Source organism: Pseudomaricurvus alkylphenolicus, assembly GCF_011683955.1.
GTDB lineage: Bacteria > Pseudomonadota > Gammaproteobacteria > Pseudomonadales > Cellvibrionaceae > Pseudomaricurvus > Pseudomaricurvus alkylphenolicus.
Genome location: NZ_JAAQPI010000026.1, coordinates 1 through 19568, shown reverse-complemented (window position 1 = coordinate 19568; position 19568 = coordinate 1). Strand labels below are relative to the sequence as shown.

Genomic DNA, 19568 nt, shown 5'->3' with positions numbered 1-19568 from the left:
ATGGTTTCTCGTAAGGCCCTTGTTGGGGGCACTTTACGGAATACTCATAATGCTACAGAGATATTTGCGCGTTTTCCATGGTTTTTACGCATTTTCCAAAGTCTTGGGGCGTCATTTCCATAGAATTGGATAATGATCATCGGCGCGAGCTGAAATAGGCAACACAAGCCTTGTGTGACCCGAACGTCCGAGAATAGGGCGCTTAAGAAAATAGACGGAGTGTAATGTTCTATGGCGATTAAAGTTTGGCATACCCACCAGGCGCGCTCTATGCGGGCCCTATGGGCATTGGAAGAGATGGGTTTGGACTATGAAGTCATTTCCATGCCTTTTCCACCGCGTTTTTTGCAGCCTGAGTTTCTCGAAGTTAATGAGTTGGGCACCATTCCCTATATGATCGATGGCGACACCCGTATGACCGAGTCATGCGGTATTCCATTGTATCTGGTGGAGCGCTACGGCAAACACGAGTTTGGCCTGAAGCCCGACCATCCGGAGTACGGCGACTATCTCAATTGGCTGTTCCACAGTGACGCCACCCTGACTTTTCCGCAGACGGTTTATATCCGCTACACCCTGCAAGAACCGCCTGAGCGTGGCCTGCAAGAGGCGGCAACAGACTATATGAAATGGTTTCACGCCCGTTTGCGCAAGCTGAACAAGCACCTGGAAGATGGCCGCGAGTATCTGGTCGACAATCGTTTTACCGTTGCCGATATCGCCATTGCTTATGCGCTGTTTCTGGGGGAAACCCTGAAAATTGATGAGCGTTATAAACCCCAGGTACGCGATTACCTGAATCGCATGAAAGAGCGCCCGGCTTTCCAAAAAGTGGCCAAGATTGGTGAAGAGTTCACTCAAATAACCAAATAAGTAAGCGAATTAAGAAACTAGCAACAGGAATTTAAATTATGGCGGTTATCGAATCTCAACTGGATACCCAGTCCGATGCGTTCAAAAACAATTTAAAAGTGATGACGGCAGCGGTAGACGAATTTCGCGGTATTGAGCGTCGCGTGATTGAAGCGGCAGAGGCCAAGGCCGAACGTTACATAAAAAAAGGCTTTATCCCACCCCGCGAACGCTTGAGCTTGTTGCTGGATGCTGGCGCGCCGTTTCTCGAGCTGTCGACCTTAGCCGGTTATATGCAAGACGAAGATACCGACGGTTCCGGTGCCGGTGGTAGCTACATTGCCGGTATCGGTTATATCGGTGGTGTTCGCTGTGTGGTGGCGGTTGACGATTACCTGACCAAAGGCGGCAGCATCGGCCCAATGGGCGGTAAAAAACGCGGACGTATGCTGGACATCGCCATAAAAAACAAATTGCCCATGGTAAACCTTTCCCAAAGTGGCGGTGGTAACCTGAAATTAGCCGGTGATACCTTTGGTGAATCCGGCTCTATGTTCGCCAAGCAATGTCGTTTATCGGCAGCGGGCATTCCACAAATCACGGTTGTTCATGGCAGTGCTACCGCAGGTGGTGCTTATCAGCCTACATTGTCGGACTACCTGATTCTGGTGCGAAAACAATCCACCATGTACTTGGCGGGACCTCCTTTATTGAAGGCCGCCACCGGTGAAATCGCCACCGATGAAGAATTGGGCGGCGCCGAGATGCACAGCGAAGTGGCCGGTACCAACGATTACCTGGCCGAGAACGATGCCGATGGTATTCGTATCGCCCGCGATGTGACCAAAAAGTTAGGCTGGAATAAAAATCAGCCTCTGCACGCCGAAGTGTCCTATCAGGAACCTCTGTACGCGGCAGAAGAATTGCGTGGCATTGTGCCAGAAGATGCAAAAACCCCGTTTGATATGCGCGAGGTGATCGCCCGTATCGCCGACGGTTCCGACTTTTTGGAATTCAAAGCTGATTTCGATAACGGCACCCTGTGTGGCCATATGGAAATTGAAGGTCAGCACTGTGGTGTGATCGGTAACAACAGCCCGATTACCGCGAAAGGTGCTGCCAAGGCGGCACAGTTTATTCAGTTGTGTGAGCAGTCTGGCACTCCGCTGGTGTTCTTAACCAACACTACCGGCTTCCTGGTCGGTACTGAACCAGAGCAGGCAGGCATCATCAAACACGGCGCCAAATTTATTCAGGCCGTGACCAACTGTACTGTGCCGAAGATCACCATCATTGTGAGCGGCTCTTACGGTGCCGGTAACTACGCCATGGCCGGCCGCGGTATGGATCCGCGCTTCCTGTTCGCCTGGCCTCGCAGTGTGGTGTCAGTGATGGGTCCGGCGCAAGCCGGTAGTGTTTTGCGTCAGGTAGCAGAAGCCAAAATGGCTCGAGCCGGTGAGATTACTGAGCAGATGCGTGCTTCGGTCGACGCTCTGGAAAAAGACACGACTGAGACTATGGAAGCCAAATCCAATGCCCTGGCCAATACGGCGCGGGTTTGGGATGACGGCATGATTGATCCCGCCGATACCCGAGCGGTGGTGGCGTTTGCCTTAAGTGTTTGTCGCGAAGGCGATGAGCGTGAGCTCAACAGCAATACTTTTGGTATTGGACGTTTATAAGACACCTCTTACGGCAAAATCAGGAATTTAAAATCATGAGCAAAATTACCAAAGTATTAGTTGCCAACCGTGGCGAAATTGCCGTTCGCGTGATGCGTACCGCCCGCGACCTGGGTTATCGCACTGTTGCCGTTTACAGTGAAGCCGATGCCGGCGCACTGCACGTACAGGAAGCCGATCAGGCGGTGTGTATTGGTCCTGCGGCTGTGGGTGAGTCTTACCTGGTCGCCGATAAAATACTGGCCGCCGCCAAGCAAACCGGCGCCGATGCCATTCACCCGGGTTACGGTTTCCTGTCAGAAAACGCGGCTTTTTCAGAAGCCTGTGAAGCGGAGGGTATTACCTTTATTGGCCCTCGTAGTGAAGCCATTAACCTAATGGGCAGCAAGCGTCTGTCTAAAATCGCTATGATCGATGCCGGCGTACCTTGCATTCCCGGTTATCAGGATGCCGACCAGTCCGATGAAACCCTGCTGGCCAAAGCCAGGGGCATCGGCTTCCCGCTGATGGTTAAAGCCTCCGCCGGTGGTGGTGGCCGCGGCATGCGCCTGGTGTTTGAAGAAAGCGAACTGGCGGAACAAATCCGCACTGCACGTTCAGAAGCAGAAACCGCCTTTGGCAGCGGCGAGCTGATTCTGGAGCGCGCGGTGATCGAACCTCGCCATATTGAGATACAGGTATTTGCCGACGAACACGGCAATGCGGTGTACCTGGGTGAACGCGACTGTTCTATTCAACGTCGTCACCAGAAAGTCGTCGAAGAGGCACCGTCTCCCTTTGTAGATCCCGAACTGCGCCAACGTATGGGTGAAGCCGCTGTTAACGCTGCCAAAGCCTGCAGTTATCGCGGTGCCGGTACCGTTGAATTTCTGGTGGATGCGGACAAGAACTTCTACTTCCTGGAAATGAATACCCGTCTGCAGGTAGAGCACCCGGTTACCGAGCTGATTACCGGGCTGGACCTGGTGGCCTGGCAATTAAAAGTCGCCGCGGGCGAAGAACTGCCGCTGACTCAGGAGCAAGTTGAATTAAAAGGCCATGCCGTAGAAGTGCGCCTTTATGCTGAAGACCCACGTAACAATTTTATGCCGCAAACCGGTCAAGTTCGCTTATGGGATTACCCAAGTGAGCGTGCGGGTATCCGTATGGACCACGGTATCCAAAACGGTCAGGAAGTCAGCCCTTTCTATGATCCGATGATTGCCAAAGTCATTGCCTACGGTGATAACCGTGCCGAAGCGATTCGTCGCCTAGCCTCTGCGGTTCAGGACACTCAACTGCTGGGCATGAACAACAACAAACTGTTCCTGCAAAACGTACTGCGCCACGAAGTGTTTGGTGCCGGTGAAGCGACCACTGCATTTATTGAGCAACACTTCAGCGCCGACGTTAGCATGGATCAAAAAGAGCCATCCGCTACCACCCTTGCTAAAGCCGCTTTACTCTTCTTCCAGCGCTCAATTGAAGCCGGCCAGGATGTTAAATTCCACTGGAGCCGCTCTACTCCACAAAGTTACGCATACAAGCTGGAGTTCGATGGCAAAGCCACTAGCGTTAATCTGACCGAAATCGAGCATCAGTTTGAAATCAGCGTTGTTAAAGACGGCGCAGATGAAGAAAGCACAACATTGGAGTTCGTTTCCCAAGATGAAAACACCTGTGTCTTTATCGAAAACGGTGTACGCGAAACTCTGAACTTTGCCTTCGATAACAATACCCTGTACCTGGATGACGGTACTGGCCACTTTATCCTTGAAGACGTCACCCACCAGCCTGCTGCCGCAGCGGGTGGCGCAGGCAGTGGCCAGGTCAAAGCCTCAATGGATGGCGCCATTGCCGAAGTGCTGGTAAAAGAAGGTGATACTGTCGAGGCCGGTCAAACCCTGGTGGTACTGGAAGCCATGAAGATGGAGCACCCCTTGAAAGCGGGTATCAGCGGTACCGTCACTGCTATCAGTTGCGAAGCCGGACAACAAGTTAAATCCAAGCAGTTGCTGGCCACTGTTGAAGGAGAATAAGACGATGACTGATATAATCAAAATTGCAAACTGCAGCGGTTTCTACGGCGACAAACTGTCTGCGGCGCTCGAGATGGTCGAAGGTGGTCCTATTGATGTGCTGACCGGCGACTACCTGGCCGAACTGACCATGGCTATTTTGCACGGTCAGAAAGTGCAACGGAATACGGGATATGTGGGCACATTTTTAAAACAGGTCAAACAAGTCCTGAAGCCCTGTATCGAAAAGAATATCAAAATCGTCAGCAACGCCGGGGGTTTAAATCCCTCGGCCATGGCCGAGGCGGTTAAAGAAATCGCCAAAGAACTTAACCTTGATGTTAAGGTCGCCTATATCGATGGTGATGATCTTGCACCGCGCATGGAAGAGCTTCAAGCCGAGGGCGAAGCTTTCGTTAATATGGACACTGGTGCCAACCTGGCCGACAACAACAAACATCTGCTGACCGCTAACGCCTATCTGGGTGCCTGGGGTATCAAAGAGGCCTTGGATCAAGGTGCCGACATTGTGATTTGCCCACGGGTCACCGATGCTGCGGTGGTCATTGGCCCAGCTGCCTGGAAGTTTAATTGGCAGCGTACCGATTACGATGCCCTGGCCGGAGCCTTGGCTGCGGGCCATGTGATCGAGTGTGGCCAGCAAGCCACCGGTGGTAACTATGCCTTTTTTCAGGAAGTGCCTAGCTTCGATAGCCCGGGCTACCCGATTGCCGAGATCGAAGCCAACGGTAACTTTACCGTCACTAAACACCCGGGCACAGCGGGTTTGGTTTCTGTGGGCACGGTAAAAGCGCAACTGTTGTATGAAATCAGCGATCCGGCCTACAAAAACCCCGATGTAATTGGTCACTTTGATACCTTGAGCATTGAACAGGTGGGCGACGATCGGGTGTACGTCAGTGGCTGTAAAGGCTCCTGTCCCCCGCCCAGTCACAAGGTGTGTATCAACACTCACGGCGGCTTCCGCAATGGCTTTGAGGTCATGATAACCGGCCTGGATATTGAAGCCAAAGCCAAGGTATTAACCGACGCCTTTTTTACCAACATCGGTGGCAAAGACCAGTTTGACGAAGTCTCCATTGAGTTAATCCGCAGCGATAAAGAAAACCCTCGGCTCAACGAAGAAGCGTTCGCGCGTCTGCGCATTATTGTCAAGTCCGCCAATAAGGATTTGGTGGGCCGTTTGTTTAGCGCCAAGTTCACAGAAATTGCCCTGGCCAACATCCCGGGTTTTGGTCCTATGAATCCTATCGGTCACGGTGCTTCTTTCCTGGTCTACTGGCCGACGCTGGTTGATAGTCAATATATCACTGAGTATGTTCATCTCGACGGTAAAGTCACCGAAGTCACACCCACCAGCCAGCTCGATCTGGAGCCGGTTAACCATCAAGTCGTGCCAGCTGAAGTGCCTGTGGCGCCAAGCGGTGAGACTGTCAGCATTCCCTTTGGCCGTTTATTTGGTACCCGCTCCGGGGATAAGGGCGGTTGTGCCAATATCGGAGTCTGGGCCACCAGTGAAGCTGCCTATGGCTTTTTGCATGAGTTTTTAACCGTAGATCGATTAAAAGCCTTGATGCCTGAAGCGGCCGACCTGGAAGTGATTCGCTACGACCTGGCCAATATCCATTCCCTGAATTTCTTTATCAAAGGTATTCTGGGGGAGGGGGTTGCCTCATCGGTTCGCACAGATCCTCAGGCAAAATCCATGGGTGAATACCTGCGCGCCAAAACGATTGAAGTGCCTGCGCTGTTGGCTGAAAATCTGGCGTAGGTTGGATTAGCGAAGCGTAATCCAACATATGAGTTAAGAATGAACCCTTAAAGAGGGAAGCAAAATGACTGAAGAAAAATTATCCCTGGAAGGTCTGGTCTTTGAAGCAGTTGAGTTGGAAATCAAAGACCATATACTGACCATCACCTTAAACCGCCCCGAGCGTAAAAATGCCATCAACGCCGCGATGGCAGCTGAGATTGTCTACGCCCTGGATTACGCCAAACAGGAACGTGATATTCGTGTAGTCGTGTTGGCAGCCAAGGGCGATGTGTTCTGTGCCGGTGGTGACTTATCACAGATGAGCGGCAAGACCCAGGAAACCACCTCAACCGTACCGGTCCGCGGTGGTCAGGACGATCTGGCCCTGCGCTTTCGCCACCTCAACAAACCCTCTATTGTCTGCGTGCAGGGTAACCTGTTTGCCGGTGCCTTGTTGTTCCTCTGCAATGCCACTCACGCCATTGCCGCCGAGGGTGTGAAGTTTTCCGCACCTGAAATCAAACGCGGTATCTGGCCGTTTATGGTGATGGGCGGTTTGTTCCGAGTTATGCCGCAACGCGCCGCATTGGATTTTGTCATGCGCGGCAATGCCATTTCAACCGAGCAAGCTGAAAAGTGGGGTTTGATTAATGAAGCAGTAGCGGCTGAATCCTTACAGGATCACGTCGCCAGCCTGGCGGCGGAACTGGCCAGCCTGGCCCCCGGAACTATGCAACTGGGTCTGGCCGCCTACGTTCAACAGGACTCCATGGAATTTGACAATGCCCTGCCGTTTTTACGCGATCAATTGAACGCTTGTTTACAAAGTGCGGATGCCAAAGAAGGCATTACGGCGTTTTTGGAAAAACGCGACCCCAAGTGGGATTAGTTTAAAAACTGGGGTCAGATGAGACTTTTGTCATCTGGCCTTTCTATTAGATAACTCGCGCCAAAAGTCTCATCTGACCCCACTTTCGTAAGCGTGGAGCCTATAAATGAAAGAACCGCTGCTAGAAGAAATCAATGAGGGTGTACTCGTAATCACCTTCAATAACCCCGAAAAGAAAAACGCCTTCAATAGTGTGGCCTGGGTCGCATTGGCAGAAGCCCTAAATGCGGCTCGCACCAATGATGCGGTCAAGGTTGTCATACTGACGGGGGCTGGCAAGGATTTCTCCGCCGGGCAAGATCTATCCGACACTACCGGCAAAGATGACGCAGGCCTTAGACCCTTCAATTATCTTGAAAAGGCATTGCTTGAGTTTGATAAACCCCTGCTGATGTGCCCCAAAGGTATATCCGTCGGAGGTGGCGCTACCATGTTATTCCATGCCGATATCGTCTACGTTGGGGAAAGCCTGCGCTTTAAACTGCCATTCGCCAGCTTGGGCATTGCCGCGGAGTGCGGCAGTACCTACTTGTTACCGGCGAATGTGGGAGCGCAACGGGCTGCTGATCTATTATTTAGCGCCGAGTTTCTCAACGCTAATCAGGTGGTTGAGGCGGGCATTGCGGCGAAGAAGTTCAATGACGATGAGCTGCTGGCTAAAACCCTGGAAAAGGCTTCGGCGATAGCAAAACAGGCGCCCAATACGCTAAGAGAAATAAAGCGCTGTTTAAAGCTATCTCAGCGTCAAGGCATAGAAACCGCTTACCGTGCTGAGAGGGAGGCTATGGATAGACTTGTGGGAGGTCCGGAGAATATTGAAGCCTTCACGGCGTTTTTTGAAAAACGCGAGCCTAAGTGGAGTTAGAAAGTGGGGTTAGAAAGCGGGGTTAGAAAAGCGGTATTAGAAAGTGGGGATAGTTTGAAGTAGTAATAATCCAGATGCATACCCGGCTATTGTCGGGCATGCGTCTGGATCTGCTGGTATATCTTTTGTGTTCTGAGCTTTCGTCTAAAACTGTTTGTCAGCCACTTACACTGCTGCCGATAACTGTGCGGATGCGCTGATTTCTGTAACGTTCACAGACTGCACCGCCGCATTAATCACTGCCTGCAGCGACGCCGCCACAATATCCTTATGACGAGCCACACCTATATAACGCTGACTGTCGATGGAGACCAATACATAGGTCATCGCCATTGAATCGGTGCCCGTGTTCAGTGCGTGCTCGCTGTAGTCGAGGATTTCTACATGGCTGCCAAAGCGTTCCTGCCAGGCATTGGTCAGGGCGCTGATTGCACCGTCGCCAGAGCCTTGCAAACAGATATCCTGGCTTTGGAGATCGAAATGCAGTGTCAGTGTGTCAACACTGTGCTGCTGATCGTTATTCTGTTGCAGGGTGAAGTTTCGCAGTGCGTTGTCATTGCTCGGTGTCAGGTAGGCCTGCTCGAAGACGCTCCAAATTTGCTGTGGATTCAGTTCGCCGGCAGTAGCTTCCGCATGGGCCTGCACTTTACGGCTGGCGTCAATCTGTAACCAGCGCGGTAACTGCAGGCAGTAATCGTTCTCCAGTACCCAGGCGACGCCGCCTTTGCCGGACTGGCTGTTGATGCGGATGACGGCCTCATAGCTGCGGCCCAAATCGCAAGGGTCGATAGGCAGGTAGGCCACGTCCCAGCGGGCATCTTTTTCCTGTACCGCCAGGCACTTCTTGATGGCATCCTGGTGACTGCCGGAGAAAGCGGTAAATACCAGGTCGCCAGCATAGGGGTGGCGGGGGTGCAGCGGGATATTGGTACACTGCTCCACGACGGCGATAATTTCGTCCATGGGTGACAGGTCGAGGCGAGGGTCTACGCCCTGGCTGTAAAGGTTCATGGCCATGGTGACCACATCCATATTGCCGGTGCGCTCACCATTGCCTAACAGGGTGCCTTCAATGCGGTCGGCACCGGCCAGTACGCCCAGCTCCGCCGCCGCCACACCACAGCCGCGATCATTGTGGGTGTGTAGGGAAACTCGGTAATCGTCGCGATAGCGGCTGTGTTTGCAGAAGTACTCCACCTGATCGGCATAAACGTTGGGGCTGGCACACTCCACGGTCGCGGGTAGGTTGATAATGAGCGGGCAACCGGTGTCTCGCCATTGGGCAATCACCGCATCACAGACCTCCACGGCGTAATCGGTTTCCGTCAAGCTGAAGCTCTCGGGAGAGTATTGGAATGACCATTGGGTCTGGGGATTCTTGGCGGCATAGTCGCGCACCCAGGCTGCACCCTGCACGGCGATGTCCTTGATACCTTGTTTGTCGAGGCCGAATACCTTTTGTCGCTGGGTCGGGTTGGTGGAGTTGTACACATGCACAATAGCCCGTTTGGCACCCGCCAGGGCTTCAAAGCTGCGGGCGATCAGTTCTTCCCGCGCCTGTACCAGTACCTGAATGGTAACGTCGTCTGGAATGCGATTGCCGTCGATCAGGGCGCGGACAAAGTCGTAATCCGGCTGTGACGCCGAGGGAAATCCCACCTCAATTTCTTTAAAACCGACTTTCACCAGCAGGTCCCACATGCGCAGTTTCTGCTCCACTGTCATGGGTTCGACCAGGGCTTGATTGCCGTCCCTTAGGTCCACGGAACACCAGTCGGGGGCAGTATCCAGGGTTTTGGAAGGCCACTGTCTGTCTTCCAAAACGGGGCGAATAGCGGGCTGGTATTTGCGGTGGTCAAAGCTCATGGTCGGGTTGCCTGTTGTCGGGGTGTTTTATTGTTACAGCGCTTTTGGGTCTGGGATTAATTGAGAGCGTTCTGGGGCGCCGCCTGTGGGTAGTAGGAGGAGCCCGGCTCGCCGGACTGGGTCCGTTGTTAAGATTCCTGGTAGGAATCGGCTCGCGCAATGGGGCTGTGGGGTGCTACAGGCCTTATGGCGACAGGGCGGAGCGGTAACTCCAGTGTTTGTACAGTGTAGGGCAATAGAGGGGGTCAATGATTGCGAATATGGTAAATACTTGCCTCAATATTTCTTGAATATTGCGTATGGTTATATATTTGCGCAATAATCTGCCAGAAATTATGGTATTCTAGCTTTTTGAGTGATTTTTTGAGTGGCTTTTTGAGAAAGACCTGCCTTAAAGGCCGGGCATAGGCTAGGAGTTCTTAAGGGGCATGGGTTTAAAGGCCATGGGTTTAAGAGCAGTGGTTTAAGGGGCATTGGTTATGGCAGAGGTACCTCAGAAATTGGATCGTTATGATCGTCAAATACTGGCGGCTTTACAGGCCGACGCGCGCTTGAGCAACCAGGAACTCGCTGATCGCATAGGGTTGTCGCCATCGCCCTGTTTGCGCCGGGTAAAAAGACTGGAGGAAATCGGGCTGATCGAGGGCTATCGGGCAATGCTGAATGCCCGATACCTGGGGCTGAAATTGATGGCGTTTATTCATATTAGTATGGACCGGCACACGCCGGACCGTTTTGATCTGTTTGAATCCCATGTACTTAAACTGCCGGAGGTGTTGGAGTGCCACTTGATCACAGGACAGGATGCCGACTATATGCTCAAGATCATTGTAGAGGATATGGATGAGTTTCAGCGGCTGCTGCTGGAGGAGATCACCCGCATTAAAGGCGTAACAGGCGTGAACTCCAGTTTTGTACTGAAATCACCCGCCAATCGCACGGCCTTGCCGTTGTAGGCGGTATACTTGTAGCGTATAACCTAATGGTACCCTCTGTTATAGTCTGTCATTGATAATCATCGATTGTTATTGAATGTACCTTGCCATGGCTCCTGATAGTAATAAACCCGATCTGCGACCCGCTATAGCTGGTGATGTAGAGAGTTTCAGCGATAAGGATTCACTGGAATTGCTGGTGCGCGCTGAGCATCCGTCTGCCCCACTTGAAGAGTCAGGCGCGTTTGAAGCAACGCCTTCCCTTATAGCTGATGGCACGGCGCTGCAGCTTTCCTTGAGCCCGGAACTGTGGGAGGGAGGGATTGAAATCTTTCGTCCCTTTCCGGGAATTGCGGTAGCCACCTGGACCTGTACACCCAAGGACCCGGAAGCACTCCGGCAGCTGGCCCGTAAATTCGTTCCCACACACGATCATATTTCGGTGCATCTTTTTCACACAGGTGATGTCAGCTACCGCTTTGGCCAGCAAGTGTTTCACAGCGGTGAATCTGTGGGATTGGTCTACTACAAGCCCGACCCGGGGGAGTTCGAGCAGCAGTGGCAGGAAGGTCAGCAGGTTTGCTTTACCACTATCAATATCATGGAAGAGGGTGAGCGGGAGCTATGGCATCGGTTGGGTATCATGCCGCCCTCATTGTTTCAAAAACTCAGAACCGCCAACAGCACCGAAGAGCGTGTTTACGAATTACCTAATTCGTTGCTGTTCACACAGTTGGCCTGTGCACTGGTTAATTTACCCAGTTCAGGGGTGGCGCACACCACCATGCTGAGGCTGAAGATCGGTGAACTTTTCTGTTTGTTGGGGGAAGAAACAACCCTCATTAACGATCTTTCAGCGAGCGGCGGCCTGCCCTTTACTGAGATCAAAAAGCTGTCCCAGGCACGCGCTATTTTGGAAGAGACTACCGGCACTATGCCCTCTATTGCAGAGTTAAGTGCGATGGTTGGCCTCAATCGCCGAAAACTGACTGAGGGTTTTAAAAAAGTCTTTGGTGAGACTGTTGCGGTACATGCGTTGGAAGTGCGATTGAGGAAGGGATATCAACTGCTTAAGGAAACACAATTGCCCGTACAGGAAATAGCGGAGTACTGCGGCTACGGGCATCCGCGCAACTTTTCAATTGCCTTTCAACGCCGTTTTGGCTGTAGCCCTTCCCAAGTCAGGCGGCAGAAGTAGCTGTAAGTTACTAAATATCATTCAGAAATATCAATACTCCCTATTATTCTATTTGTGAGTTTAGCCGCTCTTTTCTTCTACCGAAAAGCCTATTCTATAGAAAAAGTGTCAATATCAGACATTTGATCACCCCGGCAGACTGTGTTTGAACGCAGATTCTGTCATATTTTCTCCTGCATCGTTTAAAAATATAAGCTAGTTAAGTGGAGAGACAGATGATAGAAACACTACAAAAGTCAAAAATAATGGCGGGTATGCGACGTTGTGCGCCTTTTGTGCTGTTGCCACTGGCAATGGGTGTGGCACAGGCTGCGGAACAGGAACAAGCGTTTGAGCTGGAAGAGATAATAATTACCGCCACTCGTCGAGCTGAAGGTACCTCAATCATGGATACCGCATTGAGTGTTGACGCTATATCAGGCGTGGAGCTGGAGTCCAGAGGCTATACCTCCATTATGGACGCTTTGTCAGCCAGTCCTGGTGTTTCTGTATTGAAAGCATCGAATGCAGGGCCGTCGGTTCAGATTCGAGGTGTTTCCGCCATTGTTGGGGCCTCGGTGGTCGGTTACTACTTGGATGATCTCCCCTATACAGAGATTGACGGTAATATTACGCCAGATCTAAACCCCTATGATTTAAATCGTGTCGAAGTGTTGCGAGGCCCACAGGGGACTCTGTTTGGAGCAGGTTCGCAGGGGGGCGTGGTACGAGTTATTACCCAGGATCCTGTCATGAATGAATTTTCAGGTAAGGTTTCAGCAGGGTACTCGTCGACCAAGGGGGCCGATGACAGTCATAAAATTCAGGGCGCGATTAATATCCCTTTGATTGACGATAAGCTGGCCATGAGGGTCGTTGCAGCTCAAGTCAACGATGGTGGTTATATCGATCTGGTTGAGAGTGGTGAAGATAATTACAATGAAATGGAGAATACCTCTTACCGCGTGAAGCTACTGTGGACGCCTACAGATGAGCTGTCTGTTGTGGCATCCTACTGGAGTTCCGAGCGCGAAGGTTACCAGGATTGGGCTGATGATAATTATGAGGCCAGCTACTCATTAAGTAATATGGATACCTTATTCGGGCTTGGTACAACAGAGCTTTCCCAGCCTGCAGGTAAAGATTTTCTGGTTGCAGAGACCAGCAATGACCTCTATGGCCTTAAGGTTGAATATGTAACCGATGATTATTCTTTCCTCAGCACTACAAGTTATTTGGAGGGCAGTAACTGGGATGGTTATGTTTTTAAGACACCACCCAGTTTTTCATTGTTCGGTGATTCTCCCAAGCTGGATACATTTGCTCAAGAGTTTAAGCTGTCTTCTAACAATGATGGTCCTTGGAACTGGACGTTGGGGGCCGTCTATTTGGAGATGGAAAACCAGAAGCGAAACGTCCTAGTTTTTACCGCAGAAAACCCTGCAAACTGGCCCATTCTTGAAGGCTTTGGGCTTGGTTTAGCTGAAGTAACGGCACTCCCAATAACTACACTTGAGTCAGAATCCTGGGCGCTTTTCGGTGAGTCTGTTCACCAGCTCAACGATCAATGGGAGTTAACCTTGGGTGCTCGTTACTTTGAAGATGATATTAAGCAAAGTGATGGTGCAAAGGGTAACTTTGATAAGTGGACGGGTCGAGTGAACCTGGCTTGGACTCCTACCGAAGACTCGCTCTATTACGCCAATGTTGCTACAGGTTTTCGTTCAGGTCGCTTAACGGCAAAACACATTGTCGATGCAGGTATTGCAGATGGGGTAAATATCCCCGAGGCTGTTGAGCCGGATGAAGTACTAAGCTACGAAATTGGTGCAAAGTGGACACTGCTAGACGGGAATCTGCAACTCGAGACGGCAGCTTACTATCTCGAATGGGACGATATTATTACCCTTGTTTCCGGATTTGTCGGTGGTTCTATCGAGGGCTGGGGTGTTAATGCCAACAGTGCCAAGGGGGCTGGATTTGAATTTGGTGCTACTTATCAACATGACGGATTGACGCTGTCGGCATCGGGCAACTGGAATGATATTGAGTACGATGGCGATGTTGTCGATGCGGGAATCAGTGATGGCGCATCAATGATGGGGGCGCCTGAGCTGACCTGGAATGCTTCTGCCACATACGTTTGGCCGGTTGGTGAATTAAGCGGATTTGCTTACATAGGCGCTACGTTTACCGACGAACGTACCGATTATGCGCCAGGACTATCCTATACCTCGGATGACTTTACCGTAGTTAATGCCCGTATTGGTGTTGAGGGGGTTAACTGGTCTGTGTTTTTGACCGGGGCCAATATTACCGATACCAACCCGGAAATTTCTCAGTTAGCTGTGTTTGATGCCAACGGTTTTGATGCGGTGCGTATGCGCCCTGCGACCTATGGCGTTGAGCTTAACTACAATTTTTGATCGAACTCACCTCTCCTCTTTGGGGCCTGCATTTATGGTTAAGTAGCAGTGCCCTTTTTTACGCCTTTCAAGCTTTGTGTGGCTGTTTCTACATTGGCACTCGGCTTGATGCGTCATGTAAGGGGAAATTATTGAAAGGGTTACAACTAGATGTTGGAAGCAAACGGCGAATCTTCGCTATTTAAAAATGAACAGCAGAGATCGGAATACCTGGCGGCCTATGATCGTACCATGGACGAATTATGGCCAGTGCCCTATGAAACTAAGGAGATCACTACCCGATTTGGTAACACCCATGTAATTATCAGTGGGCCTGAAGACGGGAAGCCCGTAATTTTGTTACATGGTTATGCGCCCTCGTCAACGAGTTGGTATACCATGGTTGGTGATTTGGCCAAGGCGGGCTATAGGACGTATTGCCCTGATCGCCCTGGTGATGCGGGCAAGAGCACTTACACGCGCGAACCCCAGAACCGGCAGGAATTAGCCGATTGGTTGCTGGATGTTCTTGATGTTCTTGAATTGCAGAACCCGCCAATGATCGGTCTGTCATATGGAGGATTCATGAATATGAATTTTTCATGTTTTTACCCTCAACGTATCGGTCAGATTATTTGTTTGGCACCTGGTTATGTATTGCGCAGGATAACGCTTTGGTTTCATCTACGCGCAGCGTTTAGTCTTCTTCTCGGGTTCCGGCCCTTGGTAACAAATTTTATTAAATATCTATCCGGTGGTATTGATCACAGCAATAACGCCTATCTTGAGCAATTGCGGCAAGCCTGGAAGTTTGGGAGCAGTCCGGTCTACATGCCGCCTGTGTTCGGCGACGAAGAGCTCAAGGCCATAAGACAGCCAACGCTTGTTGTCATTGGCGACAAAGAGGTCATCTATAATCCGCAGGCTGCTTTGCAAAGAGCGCAGAAACTGATTCCCGATGTACAAGTGGAACTTCTTGCTGGAGCAGGCCACCAACAACCGATGGACCAGCCGGAGCAACTTAATAAGCGCATTCTTCGCTTTCTAGCCGATACATCCGGGGGTTGAAATCGCATGACAACGAACTTAAACGAACAAATTGAAAGCTGCGCATGGGCCGCGATGAAAGGGATGGATATTCCGTGGATGTTGCAGCAGTGGGCAAATAAGGTTCCCGATAAAGATTGTATAATCTGGTGCCCCTTTGAGGGCGAAGAACAGCGGTTTAGTTATGCGGACCTATCTGGCACCGGTGATTGCCATCACTCATCGCCTGGTGGCAAACCGGATGCGGGCGATGGCCTCGGCGATCCTGTTTTTTATTATCAATATCATCGGTCTGGGGCTGGGGCCGCTGCTGGTGGGTATGGTCAGTGACTTGCTGTCCGCAAGCCTGGGCAGCGAATCCCTGCGTTATAGCCTGTTGATCTTCTGTAGTATCAGTACGGGTTGGGCGGGGCTGCACTTCTATCTGGGCGCTCGCCACTTGCCTGTTGACCTGGATCGCCAGCAGGCGCCGGAAGCAGGGGAAGCGGAATACGGCACTACGCGCCTGGTCAGGCCCGCATCCTAAAAGCATGCCTTCCCGGTTGTGTCGGTTAGCGGGTAATGAGGTGGTACAGTGATGTGCTTTGTTTGCAATAAATTTAAGAAGCAATAATAAGTCTAAACAGATCTTAAACAAGAAATCAGGAGTACCAGAATGTCGTCAGTGCCGCCCTTGTCCACAGAGTCCTTCTTAGGAAAGTCACCGCTGGAAATGTTCTATCGGTGGGAAAAAGAAACCCCCGACCAGGTCTACCTGCGCCAACCCAACAATCTGCAGTGGACGGAATACACCTGGGCTGAGGTTGCCGATCAGGTGCGGCGCATTGCCACCTATCTTATTGGTAAAGATTATCCGCCGGGAAGTCGTATTGGTATCTGGTCTTCCAACAGTAAAGACTGGCCCATCTGTGATTTGGCGATCATGCTGGCCGGGCATATTTCCGTACCCATCTACCCGGGTCAGGATACCGAGTCCGCCCGCTATATTTTCAAGCACTCGGAAACGAGATTGGTATTTTGTGGCGCCTTCGACCAATCGGCCAGGGTGGCGGATGCTCTGGTCGAGGGCATGGAAACCGTGGCCATGTTGGGCTGCGTCTTCGCGGCCGATACCAGTGTGGAGGCGATTTGTGCTGACCATCAGCCCTACGCCGATTCCCCTGTGCCGGTACCCGACGATGTGTTCTCCATTATGTACACCTCAGGCACCACCGGTCTTCCGAAGGGGGTAATGCATATGCACCAAACCCCGGGTTTGGTGATTCCAAAGATGTTACCGGGGATGGAAGTGGAGCAGGGTGAAAACCGATTGTTTTCCTTTTTGCCTATGTCCCATGCGGCAGAGCGCATTACGGTGGAGATGCTGAGTTTATACAGCAATACGCCCGTTTCCTTCTCGGAAGGCCTGGAAACCTTCGCCGATGAGTTGCGTTCCGTTCAACCCACCTTCTTCTTTGCCGTGCCCCGCCTGTGGATCAAATTCAAAGAGGCCATAGACGCGAAAATTCCGCCTGCGGCACAAGCCCATTTAACCGCTGAGCAGAAGGCGGCCATTGTGCAGCAATTGGGCTTGGCCGAGGCGCGAGTCGTGTTGACCGGCTCCGCCCCCTGTCCGCAGGACGTGATGGACTGGTACCTGCAGTTGGGAGTCATCCTGCGAGAAGGTTATGCCATGACCGAGACCTTTGCTCACGGCTGCAGCTGGCATCACAACGATACGCCGCTGCTCGGTTCGGTGGGTGTGCCCAGCGATGAGTCGGTACAGGTCAGAATCTCAGAGGCTGGCGAAGTGCAGTTCAAAACACCGGGCATCATGAAGGGATATTATCTGGAGCCCGAGAAAACCGCCGAAGTGATGGAAGACGGCTGGTACCGCACCGGTGACGCCGGCAAATTCGATGAAGAGGGCAACCTGTGGCTGACCGGCCGTATCAGCGAGGTGTTCAAAACCACCAAGGGCAAATTTATCAAACCGGCCCCGTTGGAGAATTTGTTTGCCCGCAGCCACTTGCTGGCGCAGTTTTGTGTGATGGGCCACGGGCTGGATCAACCGGTGCTGTTAACGACCCTGTCGGAGACGGGCGCGGCGGCTGATCAGCCGGACCTGGAGGCTTCGCTGGAAGCGCTGCTCGACCAGGTGAACAGTGAGCTGCCCCCCTATGAGAGGGTGAGCAAGATTTTTGTGGTGCCTGAGTGGACCATCGACAGCGGCTATCTCACGCCTACCATGAAGATCAAGCGCAAGCAGATCGAACAAGGCTATCGCGATAGAGTCGAAAACAGCCTGGCTGGTAAGCGCGTTGAGTTTTTATGCAGAGAAAAAAGCGAAGCCGAAGCCGTTTGAAACTGAGTTCTTTTATGACAAAACTATTTGATGGCAGCAGCCCCATAAAACAGATTAAGAGGTAATAAAATATGCCCTATGTTACTGCAAGCGATGGATGTCGGTGTTCCCTCCTTGGGGTTCGAGTCCCTGGGTGTTGCGGAGCACATCGGCCAGGCCGATGCTCAGCAACTGTACTTTGGCGGCAAGCTGGAGGTGAGTGGTAATGTCGTGGCCTCAAACAATCTTGGACCTGCCCTGGAAGGTATGGACCCTGGACTGATTGAGGCGGCAAAAGCGGCTCGCTTGAAAAGTTAAAACCAGCCATGCTATTAAGTGGAGAAACTTAGTGGCATGACTTTAAATTCAGAGCGGCCTTCTCCCCAAAAGAAGGTCACGCTGTATTTTTGTTTATGGGAGGTGTTTGCTCAAAAACGAAATGCGAAATGTAACGTTGAATCGTACTGTCGATATTTGAGGCACCCCAAATCCATGGCAGTAGTATTTTGCTGATTTTCAGTAGTATTCGACTATTTTCTGACTAATTACAAGTCTAATGTGACATCTATTACAGACTATAGAGAGGCTACGTGGCATGGTTAAACATTTGATAGATCCAGAACTACTGGTTGAACCGGAAGCAGTGATGGACTTTGATCTCTGGGCAGACCTGCCCACCAGCCGTGTCCTCTTTAATAAATATCTCGAGGCCCGCCTGGCGGATAGTCCTCTGCTAGCGCATGTCCCCTTCAAAGATCACAACATCCCCGGGTTGGAGCAGGACCCGGAGGTTCGCGTCAGGGTCTATCAGCCCACCAATATCAGTAACCCGGCGCCGGCCATGTTGTGGATACACGGCGGTGGTTATGTACTGGGCACTATCGACTTGGAAGTGCCACTGATGCAGATGATGGCCGATGGTGTTGGCTGTACCATTGTTGCGGTTGAATACCGGCTTGCCCCGGAGCATCCTTTTCCCGCGCCGCTCAACGACTGTTATGCCGCGCTGCAATGGATGACGGTAAACACTGAACAGTTGAATATTGATCCCAAGCGTATCGCAGTGGGTGGGGTAAGCGCTGGGGCGGGACTTGCGGCGGCTCTGGCACTGATGGTACGAGACCGTGGTGAGCTGGAGTTGATGTTCCAGTTGCTGTTCTGCCCGATGCTGGATGACCGCAATGATCAGCCTTCAACACACTTTGAATTAACCGGTATAGCCTGGGATAGAGATTCAAACCGCAAGGGCTGGGACGCCTACCTGGGAGACCAGAAGCCTGAAAATCTACCCGGCTATGCGGTTCCATCAAGGGTTGAGGACCTCTCCAACCTACCGCCTGCTTATATCGGCATTGGCAGTCTGGATCTGTTTCTGGATGAAAATATAGACTATGCCCGCCGCCTGCTAGAAGCCGGAGTGGCCGCCGAGCTGCATGTGTTCCCGGGCGGCACTCACGCCTTTGAGTTTAAGGTGCCTGGTGCTCGTGTTTCCCGTCGTGCCCACACTATCTATTTCGATGTGCTCAAGCAGGCATTTGGCCTTGAGTGACAGTCAAGCTTAGGTATTGAAAGAACGCTTTGCGTGCTCTGATGAAAAATTTTGGGAGATTTTAGATGAAAGTAACCAAGCAGATGCTGCACGAAGACCTGCGTGCGTATTTTAGACCGTTAAGTGCGTTTGCTGCCATTGGCAAATACAAACCGACAATACAGCTGATGAACGCATTAAGCAGGTTGTCGAAAGGTAAAAATATCG

At 51.6% G+C, this 19568-nt stretch carries 15 protein-coding genes; 14 read left to right on the top strand and 1 reads right to left on the bottom strand.

What is annotated here, in order from left to right; all coding sequences use genetic code 11:
- The first annotated feature begins 231 nt into the window (after nt 1–231).
- The 6 genes from HBA55_RS34060 to HBA55_RS34035 all read left to right on the top strand — a co-directional run bounded on the left by HBA55_RS34060 (nt 232) and on the right by HBA55_RS34035 (nt 8059).
- Complete coding sequence (locus HBA55_RS34060; protein WP_167000211.1) at nt 232–873, top strand: glutathione S-transferase family protein; 642 nt, start codon at nt 232–234, stop codon at nt 871–873.
- Nucleotides 874–911: 38 nt separating this feature from the next.
- Nucleotides 912–2534, top strand: a complete 1623-nt coding sequence (locus HBA55_RS34055; RefSeq protein WP_167000210.1) for an acyl-CoA carboxylase subunit beta — start codon at nt 912–914, stop codon at nt 2532–2534.
- 35 nt (nt 2535–2569) lie between these two features.
- Nucleotides 2570–4552 carry an acetyl/propionyl/methylcrotonyl-CoA carboxylase subunit alpha gene (locus HBA55_RS34050; RefSeq protein ID WP_167000209.1) on the top strand — a complete coding sequence of 661 codons (1983 nt, stop codon included), beginning with the start codon at nt 2570–2572 and terminating at the stop codon, nt 4550–4552.
- Between the two features lie 4 nt (nt 4553–4556).
- A complete protein-coding gene (locus HBA55_RS34045) occupies nt 4557–6323 on the top strand; it encodes an acyclic terpene utilization AtuA family protein (RefSeq protein ID WP_167000208.1) in 1767 nt (588 codons plus the stop codon).
- 64 nt (nt 6324–6387) lie between these two features.
- A complete protein-coding gene (locus HBA55_RS34040) occupies nt 6388–7194 on the top strand; it encodes an enoyl-CoA hydratase/isomerase family protein (RefSeq protein WP_167000207.1) in 807 nt (268 codons plus the stop codon).
- Between the two features lie 106 nt (nt 7195–7300).
- Nucleotides 7301–8059 carry an enoyl-CoA hydratase/isomerase family protein gene (locus HBA55_RS34035; RefSeq protein ID WP_167000206.1) on the top strand — a complete coding sequence of 253 codons (759 nt, stop codon included), beginning with the start codon at nt 7301–7303 and terminating at the stop codon, nt 8057–8059.
- A 165-nt stretch (nt 8060–8224) separates the two neighbouring features.
- On the opposite strand, the gene leuA is transcribed toward HBA55_RS34035, so the two are convergent.
- Entirely contained in the window at nt 8225–9925 is a 1701-nt protein-coding gene (gene leuA / locus HBA55_RS34030; protein ID WP_167000205.1) for a 2-isopropylmalate synthase, read from the bottom strand.
- 479 nt (nt 9926–10404) lie between these two features.
- Here leuA and HBA55_RS34025 point away from each other — a divergent pair, with 479 nt between their 5' ends.
- The 8 genes from HBA55_RS34025 (at nt 10405) to HBA55_RS33990 (ending at nt 19361) form a co-directional block, all read left to right on the top strand.
- Nucleotides 10405–10881: an Lrp/AsnC family transcriptional regulator gene (locus HBA55_RS34025; RefSeq protein ID WP_167000204.1), complete on the top strand. Its 477-nt coding sequence runs from the start codon at nt 10405–10407 to the stop codon at nt 10879–10881.
- 88 nt (nt 10882–10969) lie between these two features.
- Nucleotides 10970–12058, top strand: coding sequence for a helix-turn-helix transcriptional regulator (locus tag HBA55_RS34020; RefSeq protein ID WP_167000203.1), 1089 nt, complete (start codon nt 10970–10972; stop codon nt 12056–12058).
- A 215-nt stretch (nt 12059–12273) separates the two neighbouring features.
- Nucleotides 12274–14463 (top strand): TonB-dependent receptor, encoded by a 2190-nt coding sequence (locus HBA55_RS34015; protein ID WP_167000202.1) that lies wholly within the window; start codon nt 12274–12276, stop codon nt 14461–14463.
- Nucleotides 14464–14613: 150 nt separating this feature from the next.
- Nucleotides 14614–15510, top strand: a complete 897-nt coding sequence (locus HBA55_RS34010) for an alpha/beta fold hydrolase (protein WP_167000201.1) — start codon at nt 14614–14616, stop codon at nt 15508–15510.
- A 163-nt stretch (nt 15511–15673) separates the two neighbouring features.
- Nucleotides 15674–16015 (top strand): hypothetical protein, encoded by a 342-nt coding sequence (locus HBA55_RS37275; RefSeq protein WP_206020111.1) that lies wholly within the window; start codon nt 15674–15676, stop codon nt 16013–16015.
- Between the two features lie 129 nt (nt 16016–16144).
- Entirely contained in the window at nt 16145–17833 is a 1689-nt protein-coding gene (locus HBA55_RS34000; RefSeq protein WP_167000200.1) for an AMP-binding protein, read from the top strand.
- Nucleotides 17834–17911: 78 nt separating this feature from the next.
- Complete coding sequence (locus HBA55_RS33995; RefSeq protein ID WP_167000199.1) at nt 17912–18130, top strand: hypothetical protein; 219 nt, start codon at nt 17912–17914, stop codon at nt 18128–18130.
- A 277-nt stretch (nt 18131–18407) separates the two neighbouring features.
- On the top strand, nt 18408–19361 hold the full coding sequence (locus tag HBA55_RS33990; RefSeq protein ID WP_167000198.1) for an alpha/beta hydrolase: 954 nt from the start codon (nt 18408–18410) through the stop codon (nt 19359–19361).
- Nucleotides 19362–19568 lie beyond the last annotated feature (207 nt).

Coding starts and splice junctions, on each gene's coding strand:
- HBA55_RS34045 (WP_167000208.1), top strand. CDS start 4,557: ATGACTGATATAATCAAAATTGCAAACTGCAGCGGTTTCTACGGCGAC.
- HBA55_RS34040 (WP_167000207.1), top strand. CDS start 6,388: ATGACTGAAGAAAAATTATCCCTGGAAGGTCTGGTCTTTGAAGCAGTT.
- HBA55_RS34035 (WP_167000206.1), top strand. CDS start 7,301: ATGAAAGAACCGCTGCTAGAAGAAATCAATGAGGGTGTACTCGTAATC.
- HBA55_RS34060 (WP_167000211.1), top strand. CDS start 232: ATGGCGATTAAAGTTTGGCATACCCACCAGGCGCGCTCTATGCGGGCC.
- HBA55_RS34010 (WP_167000201.1), top strand. CDS start 14,614: ATGTTGGAAGCAAACGGCGAATCTTCGCTATTTAAAAATGAACAGCAG.
- HBA55_RS34055 (WP_167000210.1), top strand. CDS start 912: ATGGCGGTTATCGAATCTCAACTGGATACCCAGTCCGATGCGTTCAAA.
- HBA55_RS34015 (WP_167000202.1), top strand. CDS start 12,274: ATGATAGAAACACTACAAAAGTCAAAAATAATGGCGGGTATGCGACGT.
- HBA55_RS33995 (WP_167000199.1), top strand. CDS start 17,912: ATGTTACTGCAAGCGATGGATGTCGGTGTTCCCTCCTTGGGGTTCGAG.
- HBA55_RS34050 (WP_167000209.1), top strand. CDS start 2,570: ATGAGCAAAATTACCAAAGTATTAGTTGCCAACCGTGGCGAAATTGCC.
- HBA55_RS34025 (WP_167000204.1), top strand. CDS start 10,405: ATGGCAGAGGTACCTCAGAAATTGGATCGTTATGATCGTCAAATACTG.
- leuA (WP_167000205.1), bottom strand. CDS start 9,925: ATGAGCTTTGACCACCGCAAATACCAGCCCGCTATTCGCCCCGTTTTG.
- HBA55_RS34000 (WP_167000200.1), top strand. CDS start 16,145: ATGTCGTCAGTGCCGCCCTTGTCCACAGAGTCCTTCTTAGGAAAGTCA.
- HBA55_RS34020 (WP_167000203.1), top strand. CDS start 10,970: ATGGCTCCTGATAGTAATAAACCCGATCTGCGACCCGCTATAGCTGGT.
- HBA55_RS37275 (WP_206020111.1), top strand. CDS start 15,674: ATGCGGACCTATCTGGCACCGGTGATTGCCATCACTCATCGCCTGGTG.
- HBA55_RS33990 (WP_167000198.1), top strand. CDS start 18,408: ATGGTTAAACATTTGATAGATCCAGAACTACTGGTTGAACCGGAAGCA.